The sequence below is a fragment of the Aeromicrobium sp. UBA7512 genome, from assembly GCF_002476985.1.
Taxonomy (GTDB): domain Bacteria; phylum Actinomycetota; class Actinomycetes; order Propionibacteriales; family Nocardioidaceae; genus Aeromicrobium; species Aeromicrobium phoceense.
This window is the reverse complement of record NZ_DLNK01000006.1, coordinates 103,195-124,902: the sequence shown is the minus strand read 5'-3', so window position 1 is coordinate 124,902 and position 21,708 is coordinate 103,195. Positions and strand designations below refer to the sequence as shown.

The 21,708-nt window shown below is 71.4% G+C and carries 18 protein-coding genes and 1 tRNA gene; 10 read left to right on the top strand and 9 right to left on the bottom strand.

What is annotated here, in order from left to right; all coding sequences use genetic code 11:
- The first annotated feature begins 219 nt into the window (after positions 1–219).
- Together B2363_RS10070 and B2363_RS10065 are read left to right on the top strand one after the other, a co-directional pair.
- The gene (locus B2363_RS10070; RefSeq protein ID WP_286929896.1) at positions 220–732 is read left to right on the top strand and encodes a helix-turn-helix domain-containing protein; all 513 of its coding nucleotides are present in this window, start codon (positions 220–222) and stop codon (positions 730–732) included.
- Positions 729–1,364 carry a nucleotidyl transferase AbiEii/AbiGii toxin family protein gene (locus tag B2363_RS10065; RefSeq protein ID WP_286929895.1) on the top strand — a complete coding sequence of 212 codons (636 nt, stop codon included), beginning with the start codon at positions 729–731 and terminating at the stop codon, positions 1,362–1,364. Before B2363_RS10070 ends, B2363_RS10065 begins: the two co-directional genes overlap by 4 nt.
- On the opposite strand, the gene B2363_RS10060 is transcribed toward B2363_RS10065, so the two are convergent.
- The 4 genes from B2363_RS10060 to B2363_RS10045 all read right to left on the bottom strand — a co-directional run bounded on the left by B2363_RS10060 (position 1,361) and on the right by B2363_RS10045 (position 6,508).
- Positions 1,361–2,545, bottom strand: a complete 1,185-nt coding sequence (locus tag B2363_RS10060) for a tyrosine-type recombinase/integrase (RefSeq protein ID WP_286929894.1) — start codon at positions 2,543–2,545, stop codon at positions 1,361–1,363. The genes B2363_RS10065 and B2363_RS10060 overlap by 4 nt on opposite strands.
- Positions 2,538–2,744: a helix-turn-helix transcriptional regulator gene (locus tag B2363_RS10055; protein WP_286929893.1), complete on the bottom strand. Its 207-nt coding sequence runs from the start codon at positions 2,742–2,744 to the stop codon at positions 2,538–2,540. Before B2363_RS10055 ends, B2363_RS10060 begins: the two co-directional genes overlap by 8 nt.
- Positions 2,745–2,919: 175 nt before the next feature.
- Positions 2,920–2,993: transfer RNA gene (locus B2363_RS10050), tRNA-Met, on the bottom strand.
- 71 nt (positions 2,994–3,064) lie between these two features.
- Positions 3,065–6,508, bottom strand: coding sequence for a bifunctional proline dehydrogenase/L-glutamate gamma-semialdehyde dehydrogenase (locus B2363_RS10045; RefSeq protein ID WP_286929891.1), 3,444 nt, complete (start codon positions 6,506–6,508; stop codon positions 3,065–3,067).
- 115 nt (positions 6,509–6,623) lie between these two features.
- Between B2363_RS10045 and B2363_RS10040 the strand changes: the two genes are divergently transcribed.
- The 3 genes from B2363_RS10040 to B2363_RS10030 are packed head-to-tail and all read left to right on the top strand — an operon-like array spanning position 6,624 to position 9,762.
- Entirely contained in the window at positions 6,624–7,532 is a 909-nt protein-coding gene (locus B2363_RS10040) for a LysR substrate-binding domain-containing protein (RefSeq protein ID WP_286929890.1), read from the top strand.
- Between the two features lie 10 nt (positions 7,533–7,542).
- Positions 7,543–9,261 (top strand): ubiquinone-dependent pyruvate dehydrogenase, encoded by a 1,719-nt coding sequence (gene poxB / locus B2363_RS10035; protein ID WP_286929889.1) that lies wholly within the window; start codon positions 7,543–7,545, stop codon positions 9,259–9,261.
- A gap of 33 nt (positions 9,262–9,294) precedes the next feature.
- The gene (locus B2363_RS10030; RefSeq protein ID WP_181756408.1) at positions 9,295–9,762 is read left to right on the top strand and encodes an aminoacyl-tRNA deacylase; all 468 of its coding nucleotides are present in this window, start codon (positions 9,295–9,297) and stop codon (positions 9,760–9,762) included.
- 21 nt (positions 9,763–9,783) lie between these two features.
- On the opposite strand, the gene B2363_RS10025 is transcribed toward B2363_RS10030, so the two are convergent.
- The 3 genes from B2363_RS10025 to B2363_RS10015 form a co-directional block, all read right to left on the bottom strand.
- The gene (locus B2363_RS10025; protein WP_286929888.1) at positions 9,784–12,612 is read right to left on the bottom strand and encodes a UPF0182 family protein; all 2,829 of its coding nucleotides are present in this window, start codon (positions 12,610–12,612) and stop codon (positions 9,784–9,786) included.
- A gap of 137 nt (positions 12,613–12,749) precedes the next feature.
- The gene (locus tag B2363_RS10020; RefSeq protein ID WP_286929887.1) at positions 12,750–13,295 is read right to left on the bottom strand and encodes a PPA1309 family protein; all 546 of its coding nucleotides are present in this window, start codon (positions 13,293–13,295) and stop codon (positions 12,750–12,752) included.
- On the bottom strand, positions 13,288–14,358 hold the full coding sequence (locus B2363_RS10015; RefSeq protein WP_286929886.1) for a YlbL family protein: 1,071 nt from the start codon (positions 14,356–14,358) through the stop codon (positions 13,288–13,290). Before B2363_RS10015 ends, B2363_RS10020 begins: the two co-directional genes overlap by 8 nt.
- A gap of 62 nt (positions 14,359–14,420) precedes the next feature.
- Between B2363_RS10015 and B2363_RS10010 the strand changes: the two genes are divergently transcribed.
- Together B2363_RS10010 and B2363_RS10005 are read left to right on the top strand one after the other, a co-directional pair.
- On the top strand, positions 14,421–15,725 hold the full coding sequence (locus tag B2363_RS10010) for a zinc-dependent metalloprotease (RefSeq protein ID WP_181756405.1): 1,305 nt from the start codon (positions 14,421–14,423) through the stop codon (positions 15,723–15,725).
- Positions 15,722–16,294, top strand: coding sequence for an NUDIX hydrolase (locus tag B2363_RS10005; protein WP_286929885.1), 573 nt, complete (start codon positions 15,722–15,724; stop codon positions 16,292–16,294). Before B2363_RS10010 ends, B2363_RS10005 begins: the two co-directional genes overlap by 4 nt.
- Here B2363_RS10005 and B2363_RS10000 read toward each other — a convergent pair.
- Positions 16,218–16,724 carry a M48 family metallopeptidase gene (locus B2363_RS10000; RefSeq protein WP_286929884.1) on the bottom strand — a complete coding sequence of 169 codons (507 nt, stop codon included), beginning with the start codon at positions 16,722–16,724 and terminating at the stop codon, positions 16,218–16,220. The genes B2363_RS10005 and B2363_RS10000 overlap by 77 nt on opposite strands.
- A 410-nt stretch (positions 16,725–17,134) precedes the next feature.
- On the opposite strand from B2363_RS10000, the gene B2363_RS09995 reads away from it, so the two are divergent.
- The 3 genes from B2363_RS09995 to B2363_RS09985 all read left to right on the top strand — a co-directional run bounded on the left by B2363_RS09995 (position 17,135) and on the right by B2363_RS09985 (position 19,590).
- Positions 17,135–17,293 (top strand): DUF5679 domain-containing protein, encoded by a 159-nt coding sequence (locus B2363_RS09995; RefSeq protein WP_172806346.1) that lies wholly within the window; start codon positions 17,135–17,137, stop codon positions 17,291–17,293.
- A gap of 104 nt (positions 17,294–17,397) precedes the next feature.
- Complete coding sequence (locus B2363_RS09990; protein ID WP_286929883.1) at positions 17,398–18,192, top strand: hypothetical protein; 795 nt, start codon at positions 17,398–17,400, stop codon at positions 18,190–18,192.
- A gap of 36 nt (positions 18,193–18,228) precedes the next feature.
- Entirely contained in the window at positions 18,229–19,590 is a 1,362-nt protein-coding gene (locus B2363_RS09985) for an ABC1 kinase family protein (RefSeq protein WP_286929882.1), read from the top strand.
- A 12-nt stretch (positions 19,591–19,602) separates the two neighbouring features.
- Here the strand turns inward: B2363_RS09985 and B2363_RS09980 are convergent, their stop codons facing one another.
- Positions 19,603–21,594: an ATP-dependent helicase gene (locus tag B2363_RS09980; RefSeq protein WP_286929881.1), complete on the bottom strand. Its 1,992-nt coding sequence runs from the start codon at positions 21,592–21,594 to the stop codon at positions 19,603–19,605.
- Positions 21,595–21,708 lie beyond the last annotated feature (114 nt).

Genomic DNA, 21,708 nt, shown 5'->3' with positions numbered 1-21,708 from the left:
GCCCGTCCTGGACGGGCGGTCTCTCCTCCAGCGCCCATCCTCACCGTGCCAGCGATGTGGACGCTGACATGGGCCCGTCGGAGATCGTCAGGTGCGAATACCACGAGCGAGTCAGTGAAAAGCCCCGCCAGTCCCGGAGGACGACGGGGCGTACTGCAGCAAGGTTAGCGCGGCCCCGGGACCTTGAGCGGCGATATCTAAGCGGATATCATGACGGACATGGCTGGAACGATCATCGAGCGGGCACGCCGCGGCAGTGGACTGTCGCAGCGCGAACTGGCGCGCCGTTCCGGCACCTCGCAGCCGACCTTGTCGACCTACGAGCACGGCACCAAGTCGCCGACGCTCGCTGTGGCCGAGCGGATCGTCAACAGCAGTGGCTTCGATCTCGACCTCGTGCCCCGCGTCAGCTTCGCCACGCACTCCGGCGCACGTGGCGAGCCGTTCGTCGTGCCTGATCGGTTGTGGCGACTAGACACCGCGACGGCCTTCGGGACCGTGACGCTGCCTCAGCACCTGCACTGGTCCGGCCCGTCCCGTCCCTACAACCTGCGCGACCGGCGCGACCGGGCCAGGGTCTACGAGATCGTCCTTCGCGAGGGCGAGCCGAGCGATCTGCTCACCTACATCGACGGCGCGCTGCTGGTCGACCTTTGGGACGACCTGGTTATCCCTGCGGGCATCCGAAGCGAGTGGGCGCCGCTCATCACGTCGTTCGGCGCGATCGCATGACCGACTCGGGACTCAGCGAGTTCCAAGTAGAGCTGGCCACGCTGTTCTTCTCGCTGCCCGAGTCAGCCGGATTCCTCCTCGCCGGTGGCGGAGCGCTCATCGCGCAGGGCATCGTGCCTCGGCCCACCGAGGACCTCGACTTCTTCACCTCCCGCCAACATGGCGGCGTCGACGCGGCCAGTGATGCGCTGATCGCCGCTGTCACTGAGCGCGGGTGGTCCGTGGAGTTGAAGCGGACCGGCGAGGAATTCCGGCGCTGGGAAATCACCGGCCCCGAAGTCGTCCTCATCGACCTCGCCGTCGACAGCCCGCCGACCGGCGCACCCACCGTCACCATCGCAGGACCGTCCTTCGCGCCCGCCGAGCTCGCGGTGCGCAAGACGCTCGCGCTGTTCGGCCGCGCAGAACCTCGCGACTACGTCGACGTCTACGTGCTCAACCAGCGGTTCGATCGAGCCGACACAGTGCGAGCCGCAGCCGAAGCCGACCTGGGCTTTGACCTCGCCGTGTTTGCGCAGACGCTCCGGTCGCACCAACGCGTCGCCGATCAAGACTTCCCCGACATCGGCGTGCCGATCACCGACATCCGTGCCTACTTCGACGTCTGGGCCGACGAAGTCGACCCGCGTTAGTCGTCCTCGCGGGCGAACGCCTGGTCGAGCAGCTCGGCGGTCAGCGGGTTCACCTGCTCGTTGCGGCGGATGTAGTGCTCGATCGTCACCTTCGGGTCGGTGTGGCCGAGCAATTCCGAGGCGAGGTTGAGGCTGGCCTGCTCGTTGATCACGGTCGCGACGGTGCGGCGGAACATGTGTGGGCTGACGCCCTCGATGCCGGCGTCGCCGAGGACCTTGCGGAGCTGGCGCCGCACGTTGGCCGTGGTCAGCGGCGTCCCCTCCCGGCTGCGGAAGACCAGAGCATCCAGCGAATGGTCGGCCATGATCGCCAGCCGACGGCGCAGCGCTTCGGCCGTGAACGACGGCAGCGCGATCACCCGGTTGGAGCGGTCGGTCTTCGGGTGCTCCTGGCGGTAGGTCCCGACGCCGCGCTCGGAGATCACCGTGCCGCAGATCCGCAGCGTGGCCGGGGTCGTCGTCAGGTCCAAGTCCCGGCGACGGACCGCGAGCACCTCGCCGATCCGGGCCGACGTACCGAGCATGACCTCGACGATCTGACCGAGCTGACCGTCGGGGTTCGGCCCGCACGTGCCGCGGGACTGCTCCCACGCCTTGATCACCGCCCGGATCGCGTTGACCTCGGTCGCGGTCAATGCCGTCGGCGTCCGCTTCGGCTTGTGCAGGCGAGCCACCCCGTCGATCGGGTTGCGGTGGATCACCTCGTGCCGCACCGCGAGGCCGAACGCCAGCCGGAGCACCGTCTTCGCCCGCTTGGAGCGGGCGTACGACTGGTTGCCGAGCTCCTTGAGCAGGGCATCACAGCGGGCGACGCCGATCTCGCGCAGCGCGTAGCCACGGAAGGCGGGTAGCACCAGCCGGCTCATGTCGCGCTCGTAGTTGAACCGGGTTGCCGGGGCGATCCTGTTCTCCAGATCGAGGTCGGCCAGCCAGTAGTCGACCAGCACCGGGAACGGGCTGTCCGGCGTCAGCGTGGTGTCGACCGGCTGGAAGGCGTTGCGCTGCGTGAGCTTCTTCTTCAGCGCGACCTCGGCCGCCGGCCTCGACGACGCGGTCGCCTGCACCAGCCGGGTCTGGCCGTCCCAGTCGCGGAATCGGGTGCGCGCCTCGACCTTGCCCTTGGCGCGCTGGATGAAGGCGATCTCGCCGTACCCGCCGATCGGGATGCGCGGCCTACTCATGGGAGCCGCCCTCGTGCCGCTGCTCCAGCCATTCGGCGATGTCGCTGGCAGCGAACCGCAGGTGCTTGCCGAGCTTGAAGGCTCGCGGTGCCCGGCCGGACAGCCGCCAGTCATAGATGGTCTGCACGGGGACCCCGAGGTACTCGGCGAGTTCCTCGACCCCGATGAGGGGCTCCAGCCCCAGTTCTTGAGTGTTCATGCCCATCAGGTGCGCGAGCCGAACCGAGCAGCCCCGAGGCAACCGGAACCGACGGCGATGACACCCGGCCGGGCGGCGCGGCGCACCTGTCAATGTGATGGGTAAACGATGGGATCGCATCTCGCCCCCAAAGCGAAAGTCCAGGTCAACCATGGGCTGACCTGGACTTTCTTCGTAGCGGGGGCAGGATTTGAACCTGCGACCTCTGGGTTATGAGCCCAGCGAGCTACCGAACTGCTCCACCCCGCGTTGCTCAGACAACATTACCGGAGGGTTACTGCGAGCCCAAATCGGGGTGGCTGTGTTCACGACCACGCCCGTCAGATCAGGCCGTCAGTCAGGTGGTTCGGCGCGCCGAACCGGTGCGCGGTGATGCTCACGGCCTGCTCGTGCACGAACGGGAGCAGCTCCACGTGGCCGGCCTCGGTGGGGCGGCTCGCGTAGATCGCCAGGTCCGGCTTGCCGCCGGTCGCCTCGGCCACGGCGGAGCGGCTGGAGCCGACCAGGCGGACCCGGCCGTTGGTCAGGCGGGACGCCATGGCGATCCAGGCGGCGTCGTCCTCGACCATCACCGAGACCCCGAACGCACGCAGCGCGGTCCAAACTGCCTCGGGCACGTCGATCGCCGACGACACCTGCAGCGGTGCCCCGGACGTGAGGCCGGCGCCGATCACGCGCAGCGCGTCGGCCAGCCGCGCGTCGGCGGCCAAGCGGATGTGCACCCGCGTCGGGACGTACCGCAGGACGTTCCGCTCGACGGAGAGGTCCGAGATGTCGCGGGCGACGCCGAACTCCTCGCGCCACGCCACCGCGTCGCTGCCGAAGCCTCGCTCCAGGAAGGCCAGGTCGTCCGCCGGGAGGTGCGCCTCGCGCGCCGCCCGCAGCAGTCGCTCGGCCCGAGGCTCGGGGGCGGCGTCGGCCGACGACCGCGCAGGCGTCCACTCCCCCAGCCCGAAGAGGTAGTGAGGTCCGCCCGCCTTCGTGCCCGCGCCGATCGCCGACTTCTTCCAGCCACCGAACGGCTGGCGCCGCACGATCGCGCCGGTGGTGCCGCGATTCACGTAGAGGTTGCCCGCCTGCACGCCGTCGAGCCAGACCGCGATCTCCTCGGGGTCGAGCGCATGGAGACCGGCGGTGAGGCCGTAGTCGACCTGGTTCTGGATCGAGAGCGCCTCCTCCAGCGTCTCGGCGGTCATGATCCCCATGACCGGCCCGAAGTACTCGGTGAGGTGCGTCGTCGAGCCGCGCTTCACGCCGGTGCGGATGCCGGGCGACCAGAGCTGCCCGACCTCGTCGAGCTGACGCGGCTCCACCAGCCACGACTCCCCCGCGTCGAGAGTGGTCAGCCCGCGCAGCAGTTTGCCGCTCGCCTGCTCGATCAGCGGGCCCATCTGCGTCTCCGGGTCCGACGGCCAGCCCACGGTCAGCGACGTCACCGCGTCGACCAGCTGCTCCCGGAACCGCTTCGAGGTCGCGACCGAGCCGACGAGGATCACCAGCGACGACGCCGAGCACTTCTGCCCCGCGTGCCCGAAGCCCGAGGCCGCGATGTCCTTGGCGGCGAGGTCGAAGTCGGCCGACGGCGTGACGACGATGGCGTTCTTGCCGCTCGTCTCGGCCAGCAGCGGCAGATCGGGACGGAAGCTGCGGAACAGCTCGGCCGTCTCGTAGGCGCCGGTCAGGATGAGCCGGTCGACACGCGGGTCCGACACGAGCCGCTGACCCAGGTCGGACTCCTCCACGTGCACGAGCCGCAGCACCTCACGCGGCACGCCGGCCTCCCACAGGGCCTCGACCATGACCGAGCCGCAGCGCGCGGCCTGCGGCGCCGGCTTGATGACCACGGCGGAGCCGGCGGCCAGCGCCGCCAGCGTGGAGCCCGCCGGGATCGCCACCGGGAAGTTCCACGGCGGCGTCACCACGGTCAGCCGCGACGGCACGAACGTGGCGCCGTCGACCGAGTCCAGGCCCCGGGCCAGGTGCGCGTAGTAGCGAGCGAAGTCGATCGCCTCGGACACCTCGGGATCGCCCTGGTCGAGTGTCTTGCCCGCCTCGGACGCCATGACCTCCAGCAGGTCGGCGCGGCGCTGCTCGAGGCGCAGCGCGGCTCGCTCGAGGATGTCGGCGCGCTCGGCGGCGGGACGGCGGCCCCACGCCTCGCCCTCGGCGACGGCCGACGCGATGACGGATTCCAGCGTGTCCACATCGGTCAGCGTGTGCTCCGCGACGAGGTCCTCCCCGAGCCTCGAGCCCGGCACCCTCGTGAGGATCTGTCGGCCCCAGGCCCGGTTGGCCGGGAGTGACGGATCGGTGTCGGGCGTGTTCTCGAACGGCGCGCTCGGCTCGACCTCGGCCACGGGAGCCGAGCGGTCCTGCGTGCGGTTCGGCGCGGGCACCGAGTCGTCCAGCGCGGCCAGCGAGGCCAGGAAGCGGTTCTTCTCGCGCTCGAACAGCTCGCTGTCGTCGTTGAGCTCGAACACGGCCGACATGAAGTTGTCGTGGCTCGCGCCCTCCTCGAGGCGGCGGATCAGGTAGGCGATCGCGACGTCGAAGTCCTTCGGGTGCACGACCGGCGTGTAGAGCAGCAGCCCGCCCACGTCGCGGCGCACGACCTCGGCCTGGCTCTGCGCCATGCCCAGCAGCATCTCGATCTCGACGCCGTCACGCACGCCCCGCTCCCCCGCCAGCAGCCAGGCGTGGGCGAGGTCGAACAGGTTGTGGCCGGCCACGCCGATGCGCACGTTGGCGATCCGCTCGGGGTGCATCGCGTAGTCGAGGACGCGCTTGTAGTTGGTGTCCGACTCCTGCTTCGTCGACCACGTCGCGAGCGGCCAGCCGTGGATCGCCGCATCCACGCGCTCCATGGGCAGGTTGGCCCCCTTCACGACGCGCACCTTGATGCCGGCGCCGCCGCGTGCCCGGCGTGCGGCCGACCACTCCTGCAGGTGGATCATCGCGCGCACCGAGTCGGGCAGGTAGGCCTGCAGCACGATGCCGGCCTCGAGGTCCTCCAGGCCGGGGGTGTCCAGGATCCGGGTGAAGACCGCGATCGTCAGGTCGAGGTCGTGGTACTCCTCCATGTCGAGGTTGATGAACTTCGGCGACGAGGCCGCGGCGGCCTCGCGGTACAGCGGGAGCAGGTTCTCGGCGACGTGGTCGACCGCCTCGTCGAAGGCCCACGGCGAGTGCGGCGGCACGGTCGAGGACACCTTGATCGACACGTAGTCCACGTCCGGCCGGGCCAGCAGCTCATGGGTTCCCTGTAGGCGGCGGGCCGCCTCCCGCTCGCCCAGCACGGCCTCGCCCAGCAGGTTGATGTTCAGCCGCACGCCGTCGCGGCGGATCTTGGCGATGCTGCGGCCCAGCCTCGCGTCGGTCGCGTCGACGATGAGGTGTCCGACGAGCGACCGCAGCGCACGGCGCACGACCGGAATCACGAGGCGCGGCACGACGCGTCCGGCAAACGCGCCGAGGCGCACGGCGTTGCGCAGGTGCCACGGCAGGAACGCCGGCACGTCGGAGGCGAGGGCGGCGAAGTTCCGCGCCGCGATCCTCGGGTCCTCCGGCCGGATCACGCCGTCGATGAAGCCCACCGTGAAGTCCAGGCCCTTCGGGTCCTTGAGCAGTCCGGCGAGCTGGGCACCGGCCTTGTCGGCGGGCACCTGCGCCGACTCGGCGAGCCAGCGACGGACGAGCGCGACCGACTCCTCGGCCAGCGGGTCGGCGGTCGGCGGGGCGGGGACGGGGGTCACCTGGTCGATCACGGGAAGGCCTTCCGAGCGGGGAGATCACGGCGTCCTTCCAGTGTGAGCCGGCCCACAAGTTAAGGTAAAGCGATCTTTTGTGACCGGTATCGATCAGATTTGATGAAGGGTTCCCATGCTCGACGTCCGCCGCCTCCGGCTCCTGCGGGAGCTGCAGATCCGGGGCACCCTGGCCAGCGTCGCGGCCGCGCTGCACCAGTCCCCCTCGTCCGTCTCGCAGCAGCTCTCGCTGCTCGAGCAGGAGGTCGGGGTCGAGCTGCTGCGCAAGGTCGGGCGCCGCGTCCAGCTCACCCCGCAGGCGGAGATCCTCGTCGAGCACACCGCGGCCGTTCTCGAGCGGCTCGAGCAGGCCGAGTCCGACCTGGCCGCCTCGCTCGACGAGGCGACGGGCACGTTCCGGCTCGCGGTGTTCCAGTCCGTCGCACTGGCGCTGATGCCCGCGACCCTGTCGATCCTGGAGACCGAGCACCCCCGCCTGCGCGTGACGATGACCCAGCGCGAGCCCGAGTCGGCCCTGTACGAGACGTGGGCGCGCGAGTTCGACCTCGTCATCGCCGAGAAGTACCCCGGCCACAACACCCCGTGGCATCCCGAGCTCGACGCGGTCGACCTGACCACCGACGAGGTGCGGCTCGCCGTGCCGCCCGCCGGCCGCCGGTTCGGCGACATCACCTCGATCGCCGAGGCCGCCGACGCACCGTGGGTCATGGAGCCACCGGGCGTCGCCTCGCGGCACTTCGCCGAGCAGGCCTGCCGGGTGGCCGGCTTCGAGCCCGACGTCCGCTACGAGACCGCCGACCTCCAGGCGCAGATCAGCCTCATCGAGTCGGGTCACGCCGTGGCGCTGCTCCCCGACCTGCTGTGGCTGAACCGCGAGCCTCCCGTGGCGCTGCACCGGCTGGAGGGCCGCCCGCACCGCACGATCTTCACCTCCGCGCGGCGCGCCTCGGCACCCTCCCCCGGCGTCACCGTCACCAGGCAGGCGCTGTCCCGCGCGGTGGCGGCAGGACGCGGCGGAGCCTAGCGTCGAGGTCATGGCCACCATCGCGAAGAACATCGTCGACACGCTCGAGGCCAACGGGGTCCAGCGTGTCTACGGCATCCCCGGCGACTCCCTCAACGGGTTCACCGACGCGCTGCGGAACTCGCAGGTGGAGTGGGTCCAGGTCCGCCACGAGGAGGCCGCGGCCTTCGCCGCCGCGGGCGAGGCGGCGACGACGGGACGCCTCGCGGTCTGCGCCGGCAGCTGCGGTCCGGGCAACCTGCACCTGATCAACGGTCTCTACGACGCGAACCGGTCGCGCGTGCCGGTCCTCGCGATCGCCGCGCACATCCCCACGTCGGAGATCGGCACCGGCTACTTCCAGGAGACCCACCCGCAGGAGCTGTTCCGCGAGTGCAGCGTCTTCGTGGAGCACGTCTCGAGCCCCTCCCAGATGCCGCGGATGATGCGGATCGCGATGCAGACGGCCATCGAGAAGCAGGGCGTCGCAGTGCTGGTGGTGCCCGGCGACATCGCGCTGATGGAGGCGAGGGACGAGGCCGTCACGGTGGTGCGGGAGTCCGAGCCCCGCGTCACGCCCTCCGCCGCCGAGCTCCAGCGCGCCGCCGGCCTGCTGAACGGCGCCGGCAAGGTGACGATCCTCGCCGGTGCCGGCTGTGCGGGGGCGCACGACGAGCTGATCACGCTGGCCGACCACCTCGGCGCGCCAGTCGTGCACGCGCTGCGCGGCAAGGAGCACGTCGAGTGGGAGAACCCGTTCGACGTGGGCATGACGGGCCTGCTGGGCTTCGCCTCGGGCTATCGGGCGATCGAGGCGTGCGACGCCCTGCTGATGCTGGGCACCGACTTCCCCTACCCCGACTTCTACCCGGACGCGACGATCATCCAGGTCGACGTCCGCGGTGAGCAGCTGGGCCGCCGCGTCCCCCTCGACCTCGGACTCGTCGGCACGGTGCGCGACACCACGAGAGCCCTGCTGCCCCTGCTCGAGCGCAAGGAGCGGCGCAAGCACCTCGACGACTCCGTGTCCCACTACAGGAAGACGCGCGAGAAGCTCGACGACCTCGCCGAGCCGGTCAAGCAGGGGCGCGCCCAGCACCCGCAGTTCGTGGCGCGGACGATCGACCGCCTCGCCGCCGACGACGCGGTCTTCCTGCCCGACGTCGGCTCGCCCGTGATGTGGGCGGCCCGCTACCTGCACATGAACGGACGCCGCCGACTGGTCGGGTCGTTCAGCCACGGCTCGATGGCCAACGCCGTGTCGCAGGCGATCGGCGTCCAGTCAGCGCATCCCGGACGGCAGGTCGTCGCCCTCGCCGGCGACGGCGGGCTCACCATGATGCTCGGCGAGCTGATCACGCTCGTCCAGCAGGAGCTGCCGGTGAAGGTGGTGGTCTTCGAGAACAGCTCGCTGAACTTCGTCGAGCTGGAGATGAAGGCCGCCGGCTTCGTGAACTGGGGCACGGGGCTGCGCAACCCCGACTTCGCGCAGGTGGCCGAGTCGATCGGTCTGCGCGGCATCCGCGTGGACCGGTCGGCCGACCTCGAGCCCGCCCTCGCCGAGGCGTTCGCGCACGACGGCCCGGCGCTGGTCAACGTCATCACCGAGCGCCAGGAGGTGACCGTGCCGCCGTCCGTCACCGCCACCCAGCTGAAGGGCTTCTCCCTCTACGCCCTGCGCACCGTGATGTCGGGCCGCGGCGACGAGATCATCGACCTCGCCCGCGCGAACCTGCGTCAGGTGCTCTGAGCGGACCCCGCCGAGCGGACCTAGGCTCGGCACATGAGCGAGGAACGCGCCATCGCCGCCCTGGACGCCGCGGGCGTCCGCCACACGGTCACCCGTCACGGGCAGGTGGGCTCGCTGGCCGAGGCCGCCGCCGCTCGCGGCGTCGATCCCGATCGCATCGTCAAGACCCTGGTGGTGCGCCGGTCCGGCGACGAGTACCTGTTCGTCCTCGTGCCCGGTGACCGTCAGATCAGCTGGCCCAAGCTGCGGGCGGTGCTGGGGGTCTCGCGACTGTCGATGCCGCCGGCCGAGGACGCCTTCGCGGCCACCGGCTACGAGCGTGGCACGATCACGCCGTTCGGCTCGAGCCACGCGTGGCCGGTCATCGCCGATGCCGCGGTGGAGGGCACGATCTCGCTGGGCGCGGGCGCCCACGGCGTGGCCGTCACGGTGGAGTCCGCCGACGTGATCGCCGCGCTGGACGCCACCGTGGCCGATGTCACCGACTCCCCCACCGACTGACGGCGGGGGCGCCGGCGACCACTAGCCGAGGAGTCGCTGCGCGGCCTCGAGCGCGTTGGCCATCGAGTCGATCCGAGCCTGGTAGGTGGCGAGGTCGCCGTCCTCCAGCGCGGCCTGCGCCTGGTCGTAGTAGCGCGACGCGTCGGCCAGGTACTCCTCGGCCGTCTTGGCCTCGCCCGCTTCGCCGCCGGGCTCACCCTCGGGTGCCGGCTCCTCCGGCTCGGGTGTGCCGTTCTGCTCCAGGCCTAGCGCCGCACGCAGCGCCTCGTCGAGGGTCTGGCCGACGCCGACACCTTCACCGAAGGTGGCGGTGATCAGCTGCAGCACCGGGTAGGAGCCCTCGCCCACGCGCTGGATGTAGATCGGCTGTACGTAGAGCATCGCGCCCCCGACCGGCAGGGTCAGCAGGTTGCCGCGCAGGATCCGCGTGTTCTGCGACTGCTCGTACTGCAGCAGCGCAGCACGCACGCCGGCATCGGACTCGAATTGGGCCGCGATCTGGTTCGGACCACCGACCCGCGTGTCGCTGGGCAGCTCCAGGACCTGAAGCTTGCCGTAGTTCTCGGTGTCGGAGGCCTCGGAGTTCACACTCATGAACGACGCCAGGTTCTGGCGGTTGTTCGGCAGGTAGACGCTCGTCAGGCTGAACCGCGAGGCCTCCTCACCGGGACGGCTCATCGAGAGGTAGTACGGCGGCTGCTTGGTGCTGCCGGCGGCCGAGGGGTCCTCGGGGATCTTCCAGCGCTCGCCGTCCTCGTAGAACGTCTGGGCGTTGGTCACGTGGTAGCGGCTGAGCACGTCGCGCTGCACCTTGAACAGGTCCACGGGGTAGCGCAGGTGCTGCAGCAGCGACTCGCTGATCTCGGACTTCGGCTCCACCACGTCGGGGAAGACCTTCGACCACGTCTTCAGGATCGGGTCCTCGGTGTCCCACTCGTAGAGCTTCACCGTGCCGTCGTAGGCGTCGACCACGGCCTTGACCGAGTTGCGCATGTAGTTGACCTGGTCGGTCGGCAGCGCGATCTGGCTGGCGCCGTCGGTCAGCGTGTCGCTCGTGGCCTCGGCCAGCGAGCGCGACTCCGAGTACGGGTAGGAGTTGCTCGTCGTGTAGCCGTCGACGATCCAGACGACCTTGCCGTCGACGACCGCGGGGTACGTGTCGCCGTCGAGCGTCAGCCACGGCGCCACCTTGCGGACGCGGTCGCGCGGGTGACGGTCGTAGATGATCTTGGAGTTGCTGTTGACGCGGTCCGACAGCACGATGTTCGGCTCGGCGAACTTGAAGGCGTAGAGCACCTGGTTGAACAGGGAGCCCATCTCGACGCCGCCCTTGCCGTCGTACGTGTTGGCCGTGGAGTCGCCGTCGCCGGCTTCCTCCTCGGCTGTACCGCCGCCACGGGGCGTGTCGACCTCGATGGGGTTCGCGTCGTCGGGACGGCCCACGATCGAGTACGACGGCGACTTCTCGCCGAAGTAGATGCGCGGCGCGTCCTCGAACTCCAGCTCGCCGGTGGGCGGGATGTCCTTCGCGACCCACACCGGCTCGCCCTGCGAGCCGCGCTTGTTGCCGTAGGCCGCGATGACGCCGTAGCCGTGCGTGTAGACGGTGTGGTCGTTCGACCAGGTGCGCTGCGAGGCCTGCAGGCCGTCGAGGTCGACCTCGCGCGCCGCGATGATGACGTCCTGCGGCTGCGGGTCGTCGCCGATCGCGTAGCGGTCGACGTCGAGCGTGCTCTGCACCGTGTAGTAGCCGCGCACCTGCTGCAGCTGCTGGAACGCCGGGGAGATGAGGGTCGGGTCGAGCAGACGGGTGCTGACGCGCGCCTCGGCCGAGGCGTTCAGCTCCTGCGGGGTCAGCTCGGTCTTGGCCGAGTAGTCCTGCGTCTGGACGTCGGCGACGTTGAACCCCTCGCGGGTGCCCTCGATGTTCTTCTCCAGGTACGGACCCTCGCGGTCGGGCTCGGACGGTTTGACCTGGAACTGCTGCATGATCGCGGGCCACGCGGCACCGATCAGCAACGACGTCAGGAACCACAGGCCCAGGCCCAGCGCCGGCAGCGTCCAGGAGCGCAGGAAGATCGTGGAGAAGAACATCAGCGCGCACAGGATGGCCACGATCATGAGGATGTTCTTGGCCGGGATCTCGGCGTTCGCGCCGGTGTGCTTGATGCCGTCGAACAGGCCCGAGCTGTCGTAGGCCATCGCGTAGCGGTCGAGCCAGTACTTCGCGGCCCGCACGAGCATCGCCAGGCCGATGAGCACGGCCACCTGGACCTGCGCGGCGCGACTGAAGTTGGGGCCCTTCGTGCCGAGGCGGACCCCGCCGAACACGTAGTGGACGAACACCACCGCGATGGCGGTGATGAGCAACAGGGCGAACACGAACGACACGATGAACTGCAGCCACGGCATGTCGAAGACGTAGAAGCCCACGTCCTTGCCGAAGTGGGCGTCCTTGGTGCCGAACGCCTCGCCGTTGCGCCACAGCTGGAACGTCTCCCACCGGCTGCTGCCGATGATGCCGGAGAAGAAGCCCACGAAGCCGGCGACCGCCAGCAGGGCCCACTTGGCGATCGGGGTGATCGCGAGGCGGTACCGGGCGGCGGGGTCGTCGCGACGCAGCCCGAGCGGGTTCGGGCGGTTGCGGTGCGCCAGCCAGATGTTCGCGCCGATCACGAGGGCGCCGAAGAGGGCGAAGCCCACGAAGAGCACACCGCGCGTCAGCAGGACCTTGGTGAACACGCCCTGGAAGTCGACCGAGGCGTACCAGAGTCGCTCGGTCCAGAGGCTGACGAACAGCGATCCGAGGACCAGCAGGGCGGCCAGCGTGACGATCGTGGGGATCAGCACTCTCCGCCCTCGGTCGGAACGCGGTTCAGGCTCGCGTCGAGGGGGTGTCGATCCGAAGATGTCGCTCACGGTGCTCCTGGCTCACAACGGTGTGGGTCTGGTCCCGTCAGCCTACGGGGTGCGGAAGAACCGCAGGGTCAGGAGTCCTCGGCGAGGGTCTGCGCCAGCAGGTCGACGAGTCCGGGCACGAGATCGGGCCCCTCGATCAGCGGCGCGTCCTCGGAAGCGCGCGGGCGCACCGCCACGTGCGCGGGACCGTCGCGCAGGACCGCGGCGACGATCCGCATCTCCTGGCGATCGGGGTGCTGGGCGGCGAAGTCCGCCACCGCCGCGGGGTCGCTCGGGAGGTCGTCCTCGGCCTCCGCCGGCAGCGTGATCCGCTCCATCACCACGGCGCACCCGGCGACCTCGCCGGGCCAGCCGATCTCGGGCAGCAGGTCCTCGACCTCGCGGTCGTGCGGCAGCTCCTGCTCGATCGGCGTGTAGGAGTCGGGGTCACCGAGCTCGTCGGCCAGCTCGGGCTGGGCGGCCAGCAGGTCGGCGGTCAGGACGAGGGCGAACAGCCGGGGCGCCTGGTCCCAGCCGCCGTCGTTCACGTGGCCCTCCACCTCGAGGGCGGCGCGTCGCACGGGCGAGTCGGCCCCCAGGCCGCCGCCGCTCACGGTCAGCTCCGGATCACTCACAGGTCACCACCTCCGCCTTCGGGTCCTTCGCGAGCGTGCCCAGCGCATCGATCGCGTCCTGCAGCCTCTCCACCTTCACCAGCGTCATGCCGAAGTCATCTCCCTGGATCGCCTCGTCGCAGTTGTCCGCGGGCACGAGGAAGATGTCGGCACCGGACTCCGCCGCACCGGCCATCTTCTGGCGCACGCCGCCGATGGAGCCGACCGTGCCCTCAGGATCGATCGTGCCGGTTCCGGCCACGTTCTGCCCGCCGGTGAGCGCACCGGGCGTCAGCGCGTCGTAGATCGCCAGGGCGAACATCGTGCCCGCGCTCGGTCCGCCGACGCGGTCGCCGATGTGGTTCTGGATGTCGATCGGGAACTGGAAGGTCGAGCCGACGGCGATGCCGATGCGCGCCTTGTCGGGGTCGTCGTCCATCGCGGTGGTGGTGATCGTGACGGTCCCGTCGCGGCCGTCCCGGCGGTACCCGATCGTGACGTCGTCGCCGGGCTTGCGTGCCCCGATCGCCTGGCCCACGGCCTCCTGCGTGGCGACCTTGCGGCCGTCGACGGTCAGCAGGACGTCGTCGACCTCCAGCTTTCCCTGCGCGGGACCGTCCTCGACGACGCCGGCCACCTTCGGGACCTCGGCGACCTCGCGGCCGGCCGCCCGCAGCGCCGCGGCCCGCGACGCGTCCTGGGAGCTGGCGAGCTCGGCGGCGCCCGCGGCCTTGGACTGCTCGTCCGTCTGGCGGTCGGGGTACAGGAAGTCGTGGGGCACGACCGCGACGTCGGGATCGAGCCAGCCCTCGATCGCACCGGCGAGCGACATCCTGGACTCGGCGCGGGTGACCGAGACCGTGGTGAAGTCCAGGCGGCCGTCCGTGGGATAGGTGCGCACGTCCTTGCCGAAGGTCAGCATCGGGGTGCCGTCGAGCTCGCCGAGGGTGTTGAACACCGGGCCCGGTCGCATCGTCACGAACGGGACGGGCAGGAAGGCCACGAGGCACGTCAGCACCGTCACGACGGCCAGGCCGACGGACAGGGTGAGGGTGCGGCGACTCAGGCGCTGCGGCGATGACACATCGAACACCCTAGAGGCACGGCGGAAATCCCGCGTTGGGCCGGAGCGCCTAGGCTGACCCCATGGCCGAGGAACCCCGCGAGGACCCGCAGAATCCCTTCAAGGGCACGCCCCTGGAGGGGCTGTTCGGACAGATGGGCGCAGGTCAGTTCGACCTCGGCCAGATGATGTCCCAGATGCAGCGGATGTTCGAGCCGCACGAGGGCACCGTCAACTACACCCTCGCCGCCGACGTCGCCCGTCACGCCGTGGCCGCCGCGGGTGAGGATCCGAGTCCCCACAGCGGTCAGGCCGGAGCCGTCGCCGACGCCGCGCGACTGGCCGAGATGTGGCTGGACAAGGCCACCGACGTGCCCGCGACGGCCACCTCCGCGCTGGCCTGGAGCCGCGCCGACTGGGTCGAGCAGACGATGCCCAGCTGGCAGGTCATGGTCGAGCCGGTGGCCGAGCACGTCGTGGCCTCGATGGGTGACGCCATGCCGCCGGAGGCCAAGGCCATGGCCGGCCCTCTCCTCGGCATGCTCAACCAGGCCGGCGGCGCCATGTTCGGCCAGCAGATCGGCGCGGCCATCGGCGCGCTGGCCACCGAGGTCCTCTCCTCCACCGAGGTGGGCCTGCCGATGGGGCCCGAGCACGTGGCCGCCGTGCTGCCGCACAACGTCAGCGCCTTCGCCACCGACCTCGAGGCCAGCCAGGCCGACGTACTGCTCTACGTGATGCTGCGCGAGGCCGCCCACCACCGTCTCTACGCGCACGCCACGTGGCTGCGCGGCGCCGTCTTGGGCGCGATCGAGGACTTCGCCCGCGGCATCCGCATCGACACCGGCGCCATCGAGGAGCAGATGCGCTCGATCGACCCGTCGAACCCCGAGGCCATGCAGGAGGCCCTCTCGGGCGGACTGTTCGATCCCGCTCCGACGCCCGAGCAGGAGCGCGCCAAGGAGCGCCTCGAGCTGCTCCTCGCGCTGATCGAGGGGTGGGTCGACGAGGTTGTCGCCCGCGCCACCGCCGGCGTGATGCCGGCCGCCCCCGCGCTGGCCGAGGCGATGCGTCGCCGCCGGGCCACCGGCGGCCCGGCCGAGGACACGTTCGCCTCGCTGGTGGGCCTCGAGCTGCGCCCGCGCCGCCTGCGCGACGCCGCCAACCTCTGGTCGGCGCTGCGCGACCGCCGCGGCCCCGAGGCGCGCGACGCCGTGTGGAGCCACCCCGACCTGCTGCCGACGTCGGCCGACCTCGACGACCCGCTGGGCTTCTGCGAGAACCAGACCGCGGAGCTGAGCGACGCCGACTTCGACGCCGCCCTGCAGGAGCTGCTCTCCTCGGACGAGCCGGGCGAGACCGGCGACTCCCCCGACGACCGCGCGTGAGCCTGACCGCCGACATCCGCGCCGTGCTGGCGCGGTGGTCGCCGCCGGACGACGAGCAGGAGCGCCTACGCGGCCTCTTCGCCGACCACGCCGGGGCTCACGACGACCCGGGCGCGCGCGCCTGCGCGCCTGACCACGTCACGGCCAGCGCCCTCGTCGTGTCGGCCGGCCACGACCAGGTGGCGCTCGTGCTGCACCCGAAGTTCGGTCGCTGGCTGCAGACGGGCGGCCACTGCGAGGCTGCCGACCCGTCGCTCGCCGAGGCGGCTGCGCGGGAGGCGCAGGAGGAGACGGGCATCGCCGGACTGGCGATCGATCCCGAGCCCGTGCTGCTGTCGCGCCACCCGGTGTACTGCCACGAGGGCGGTCATCACCTCGACGTGCAGTTCGTGGCGGTGGCCCCGCCGGGCGCCGAGCCGCAGTGCTCGGACGAGTCCGACGACGTGCGCTGGTTCCCTCTGGACGACCTGCCCCGGCCCACCGACGAGTCGGTCAGGGCTCTCGTCGCTGCTGCCAGGTCACGCCTTCGAGGAAGCCCATCGCCTCGTCCGTCCGTGGGTAGCGCCTGACGATCGCGTCGAACCGCGGCCCGTGCCCCGAGACGACCAGGTGGGTCAGCTCGTGCACCAGTACCGCGTCGACGACGTGGTCGGGCATCTCCTGCAAGCGGTGGGAGAGCCGGATCGTGCGGTCGATCGGCGTGCACGAGCCCCAGCGCGAGTTCTGGTTGGTGACCCAGCGGACCGAGGCGGGCTCCGGGGCTTCCGGGACGTAGAGCCGCGCGAGCTCGGACGCACGGCGCGCGAGACCGGCGTCGGAGCGCGGCGCGGTGCGCTTCTTCTCCCGGGCGTCGAGCTTGGCGACCATGTCGGCCACGGCGCGGCGCTCCTCCCGCAGCGACATCGACGCCGGGATCATCACGATCGTGCGGTCGCCCTCGCGGCGCGCACTCACGGTGCGGGTGCGGCGCGCGCTGCGGCGCACCTCGATCTCGGCCATGCCTCAACGGTAGAGCGCGGCCTCGACCGAGCGGAGGAGGCAGCGCGCGGCGCAGGAATCGAGACCCGTGTTCGTCCACAGGCCGACGGGACGTCTGTGCAGGTCAGGGACGGCTCGGAGCCTCTCGGCGGGACGCCACGGCGACCCTGTCCACACCGATTCCCACACCTGTCCACGGCGATCCCCACACGATGTGCACAACATTGTCCACAGGCGGTGGACAGAGCCTCGGACGACCCATTGACCATGCGCGGCGGGAGGGCCTACCTTGAGCGCAGTCGAAGCCCCGCTCCGACGCGCAAGGGGAAGGCGCGCCGGTCGGGGCTTCGGCCTTGCCTGCCACGCTTTTGCGCTTAGGCTGAGCGTGACCTGTGCCACATTCGGCGGCACACATCGGCAAGGAGGCCGCTATGGCGGAGACATGGACCGGCGAGTTCTACTGCGTGAAGTGCAAGGACAAGCGCGAGACCAGCGGTGAAGTCCAGGTCAGCGAGAAGGGCACCCGCATGGCCAAGGGCATCTGCCCCGAGTGCGGCACCAAGCTCAACCGCATCCTCGGCAAGGCCTGAGCGGCGCGGCGGGGGCGACTCGGTCGTCCCCGCCGCCTCCACGCCGGCGCGGCGCCTGTGGACCGACGCCCCGTCCGGCAGCTCGACTCGGCCACGATGGCCCGATGGCGCACCCCTCTCCTGCCCGCGGACCGCGACTCCTGCCCGGTGCGCTGCTGCTGCGCCGCGACGCCCGGACCCTCCAGCTGGGCACCAGCCCCGGCATCGTTCTGCGTGACCGGCCCGGCCTCGCCCGCGTCCTGCGCCTCCTCGACGGCTCCCTGCCGCTCCCCCTGCTGACCGAGCTCGTGGCGCGCGACGTCCCCGAATTCACCGACGATCTCGCCGGCACCCTGCACCAACTGGTGGCGGCCGGTGCCGTGCTGCGTGCCGAGCCCCACTCCGAGGGTCTTCGCGTGGCCGTGCGGCACGATCGCTCCACCTCCGCCTTCGCCGCCCTGCTCACCGACGCGGTGGGGCCGCCGGCCATCGAGCCCGAGATCGAGGTCCTGGTCAGCGCCGGCGAGCCCGCACGGTCGACCTTCGAGCACCTCGTCAGCGGGGGCGTGGTCCATCTGCCGGTCGTGCTCGACGAACGACGAGTGCGGATCGGCCCGCTCGTCGCGCCCGGGATCTCGCCGTGCCTGGGCTGTCTCGACGCCCACGTGGCCGCGGCGGATCCCACCTGGTCCGTGCTGGTGCCGCAGTTCGAGCAGGCGCGCCTCCTCGACCCGGCACTGCCGGCCGGCGTGCTCCACCGCGCGGCCGCCGAGGTGCTGCACCACCTCGACTACCTCGGCGAGGGACGACGTCCGCCGAGCCTCGGTCGCGTCGTGTCGGTGGGCCCGGCACACGGACTGAACGACGTCGACGACGTGCCTTTCGCGCCCGGCTGCCCGTGCCGGCTGCTCGCCGCGTGACCGGTCCGATGCGGCCCACGCCACTATCCTGACCACGTGGCCGACACCGACCCGGACGACACGACCGACACCCCGCTGACGGGCAGCGCCCTGCGCCGCGGTGCGCGCCTGGCGAGCCTGCCGGCGGGATTCGCCGCTCGCACCACGTGGGGCATCGGCCGGCGCCTCGTCGGCGCTCCCGCCGCGGCCGTGATGACCGACGTGCAGCGCCGCACCGCCGACCAGGTCTTCAGCGTGCTCGGCCAGCTCAAGGGCGGTGCCATGAAGTTCGGCCAGGCGCTGAGCATCTTCGAGGCGGCCCTGCCCGAGGAGGTCATCGCGCCCTACCGCGAGGCCCTCACGAAGCTCCAGGACGCCGCACCGCCGATGGGCACGCCCACCGTCCGGCGCGTGATGGTCCGCGAGTTCGGCGAGGACTGGCCCGAGCGGTTCCCCGACTTCGAGATGACCCCCGCCGCTGCCGCGTCGATCGGTCAGGTCCACCACAGCTGGTTCATCGCCGAGCCCGGTGACGAGCCCGTCGAGGTAGCGGTGAAGCTGCAGTACCCCGGCGCCGCGGAGGCGCTCAACTCCGACCTGCGCCAGATCGGCCGGCTCGCCCGCATGCTGGGCACGATGATGCCCGGCGTCGACGTCAAGGCCCTCGTCCGCGAGCTGCAGGAGCGCGTGGCCGAGGAGCTCGACTACTCGCTCGAGGCCGACGCCCAGGCGCGCTTCGCCGAGGCGTTCGCCGGTGACCCCGACGTCATGGTCCCCGCGCCGCTGGCGCACACCGAGCGCGCCCTGGTCACGACGTGGCTCCCGGGCGACCGCTCCCTCGCCGACGTGATCGCCGACGGCACGCAGGAGGAGCGGGACCGCCTCGGCGAGACCTACGTGCGGTTCCTGTTCCAAGGCCCGGCGCGGGCCGGCCTGCTCCACGCCGATCCCCACCCCGGCAACTTCCGCGTGCTGCCGGACGGGCGGCTCGGAGTCGTGGACTACGGAGCCGTGGCGCGACTGCCCGACGGCCTGCCCGCACCCATGGGCCCGCTGCTGCGCGCGGCGGCCGACGGCGACTACGAGACCGTGGCCGAGGGCCTGCGCCAGGAGGGATTCGTCCGCCAGGGCAGCCGGGTCGACCCCGCCGTCCTGGAGCGGTACCTGGCCCCGATCGTCGAACCCGTCGCCGTGGAGGCCTTCGCCTTCGACCGCGACTGGCTGCGCCGCCAGGGCCAGCGGCTCGCCTCCCCCGGCGCCGAGGGCATGGGGACCGCCCTGAAGCTCACCGTGCCGCCGAGCTACCTGCTGATCCACCGGGTGTGGGCCGGCGGCGTGGGCGTGCTGTGCCAGCTGGGCGCGACGGCCCGCTTCCGCGCCATCGTCGCCGAGTCGCTGCCCGGCTTCGAGCCCGCCTGATCCCGAGGGCGGTCAGGAGTCGGCGACGATCGCCAGGACTCCGTCGCCGTACTTCTCCAGCTTGGACTGGCCCACGCCCGAGACCTGGAGCAGCTGGTCGCCGCTGCTGGGACGGATCGCGGCGATGGCCTTGAGGGTGGCGTCGTTGAACACCGTGAACGCCGGCTTGCTCTCCTCCTGCGAGACCTCCTTGCGCCACGCACGCAGGCGCTCGAACAGCGCGTCGTCGTAGTCGAGGTCGGGCTGGGGCAGCCGCACCTTGCGCTTCGGCGCCCGCGAGACCTGCACGTCCTCGGGCAGCAGGCGGTCGAGGAAGCGGCTGGGCTTGCGGCGGGCCTGGCCGCCGGCCTTGCGCGCCGCCGACCACGACACCATCAGGTGGCGCCGGGCGCGGGTGATGCCGACGTAGAAGAGCCGGCGCTCCTCCTCGATCGCGGCGGGCTCGTCCATCGTGGCGACGTAGGGCAGCGTGCCCTCCTGCGCGCCGGCGACGAAGACCGCGTCCCACTCCAGGCCCTTGGCCGCGTGGAACGTGGACAGCGTGACGCCGTCGGTGGAGGGCGCGTGCGCCTGGTCGGCGCGGCGGTCGAGGTCGGCCACGAGGGCGGCGAGGTCGGCCTGCGGCTGCTCCTGAGCGAGGTCGACGGCCATCGTGTGGATCGCCTGGAGGGACTCCCAGCGGTCGCGGACGGCGCCGCGGCCCTCGGGCGGGGTCTCGGAGTAGTCCATCGCCGCGAGCACGGCACGGACGTCGTCGGCCAGCGAGCCGGAGCCCTCGCCCGCGTGGGCCGAGCCGCGCAGCAGGGTGACGGCCTGACGTACCTCGGGCCGCTGGAAGAAGCCGGTGCCGCCGCGCATGGAGTACGGGATCTGGAGGCGACCCAGGGCCTCCTCGTAGACCTCGGACTGCGCGTTGATCCGGTAGAGCACCGCCATCTCGCGGTAGGGCACACCCTGGCGGTGCAGCGCGACGATCCGGTCGGCGATCGCATCGGCCTCGGCGGGCTCGTCGGGGAACGGGCGGTAGTCCACCGCCGGGCCCGGCGAGTTCTGCGACTGCAGCCGCACGCCCAGGGTGACCGAGGGGCCGCGTCCGGCGAAGACCTCGTTCGCCGCGGCGACGATCTGGGGCGTGGAGCGGTAGTTGCGCACGAGCTCGATGCGCGGCGCGTCGGGGAACCGGCGCGTGGTGAAGTCGCCCAGGATCGTGGCCGAGGCGCCGGCGAACGTGTAGATCGTCTGGCGGGGGTCGCCGACGACGCAGACCTCGTCGCGGCCGCCCAGCCACAGGTCGAGCAGCGTGGACTGCAGCGGGTTGACGTCCTGGAACTCGTCGACGACGAACCACCGGTACTGGCGGCGCACCTCGGCCGCGATCGCCGGCTCGTCGGCCAGGATCGCAGCGGTGATCAGGAGGATGTCCTCCATGTCGATGCGCCCGCGATCGCGCTTGACCTGCTCGTAGGCGCGCAGCACGGCGCCCACCTCGCCCGGGTCGATGTCGCCGACGGTGCGCTGGCGGCGCACGGCCTCGGCGCCGTAGTCGTCGGGCCGGACGTTGGAGACCTTGGCCCACTCGACCTCGGCCGACAGGTCGCGCAGCAGGGCCTGGTCGGCCCGCACGCCCACCTGGCGCGCGGCCTCGGCGACGAAGGCGAACTTCGACTCGAGGATCTGGGGGAACTCCGTGCCGTAGACGCGCGGCCAGAAGTAGCGGGCCTGCCGCAGCGCCGCCGAGTGGAATGTGCGGGCCTGGACGCCGCCCGCGCCGAGCGTGCGCAGGCGCTCGCGCATCTCGCCCGCCGCCTTGACCGTGAACGTGACCGCCAGGACCTCGGTGGGCTTGTAGACGCCCGTCGCGGTGCCGTAGGCGATGCGGTGCGTGATCGCGCGGGTCTTGCCGGTTCCGGCACCGGCGATGACGCACACCGGACCCCTGAGCGTGGTGGCGACCTCGCGCTGCTCGGGGTCGAGTCCGTTCAGCAGGTCGTCGGCGTCAGACATGGTCTCCAGATCGCGTCGGGGGTGGGCAGCGACCAGCGTAGCCCCGCCCGGCGACACGATCCGGCGCCGCACACAGGGTCCCCGGGAATGGGCGTGGTCCGCGGCACGTTGACC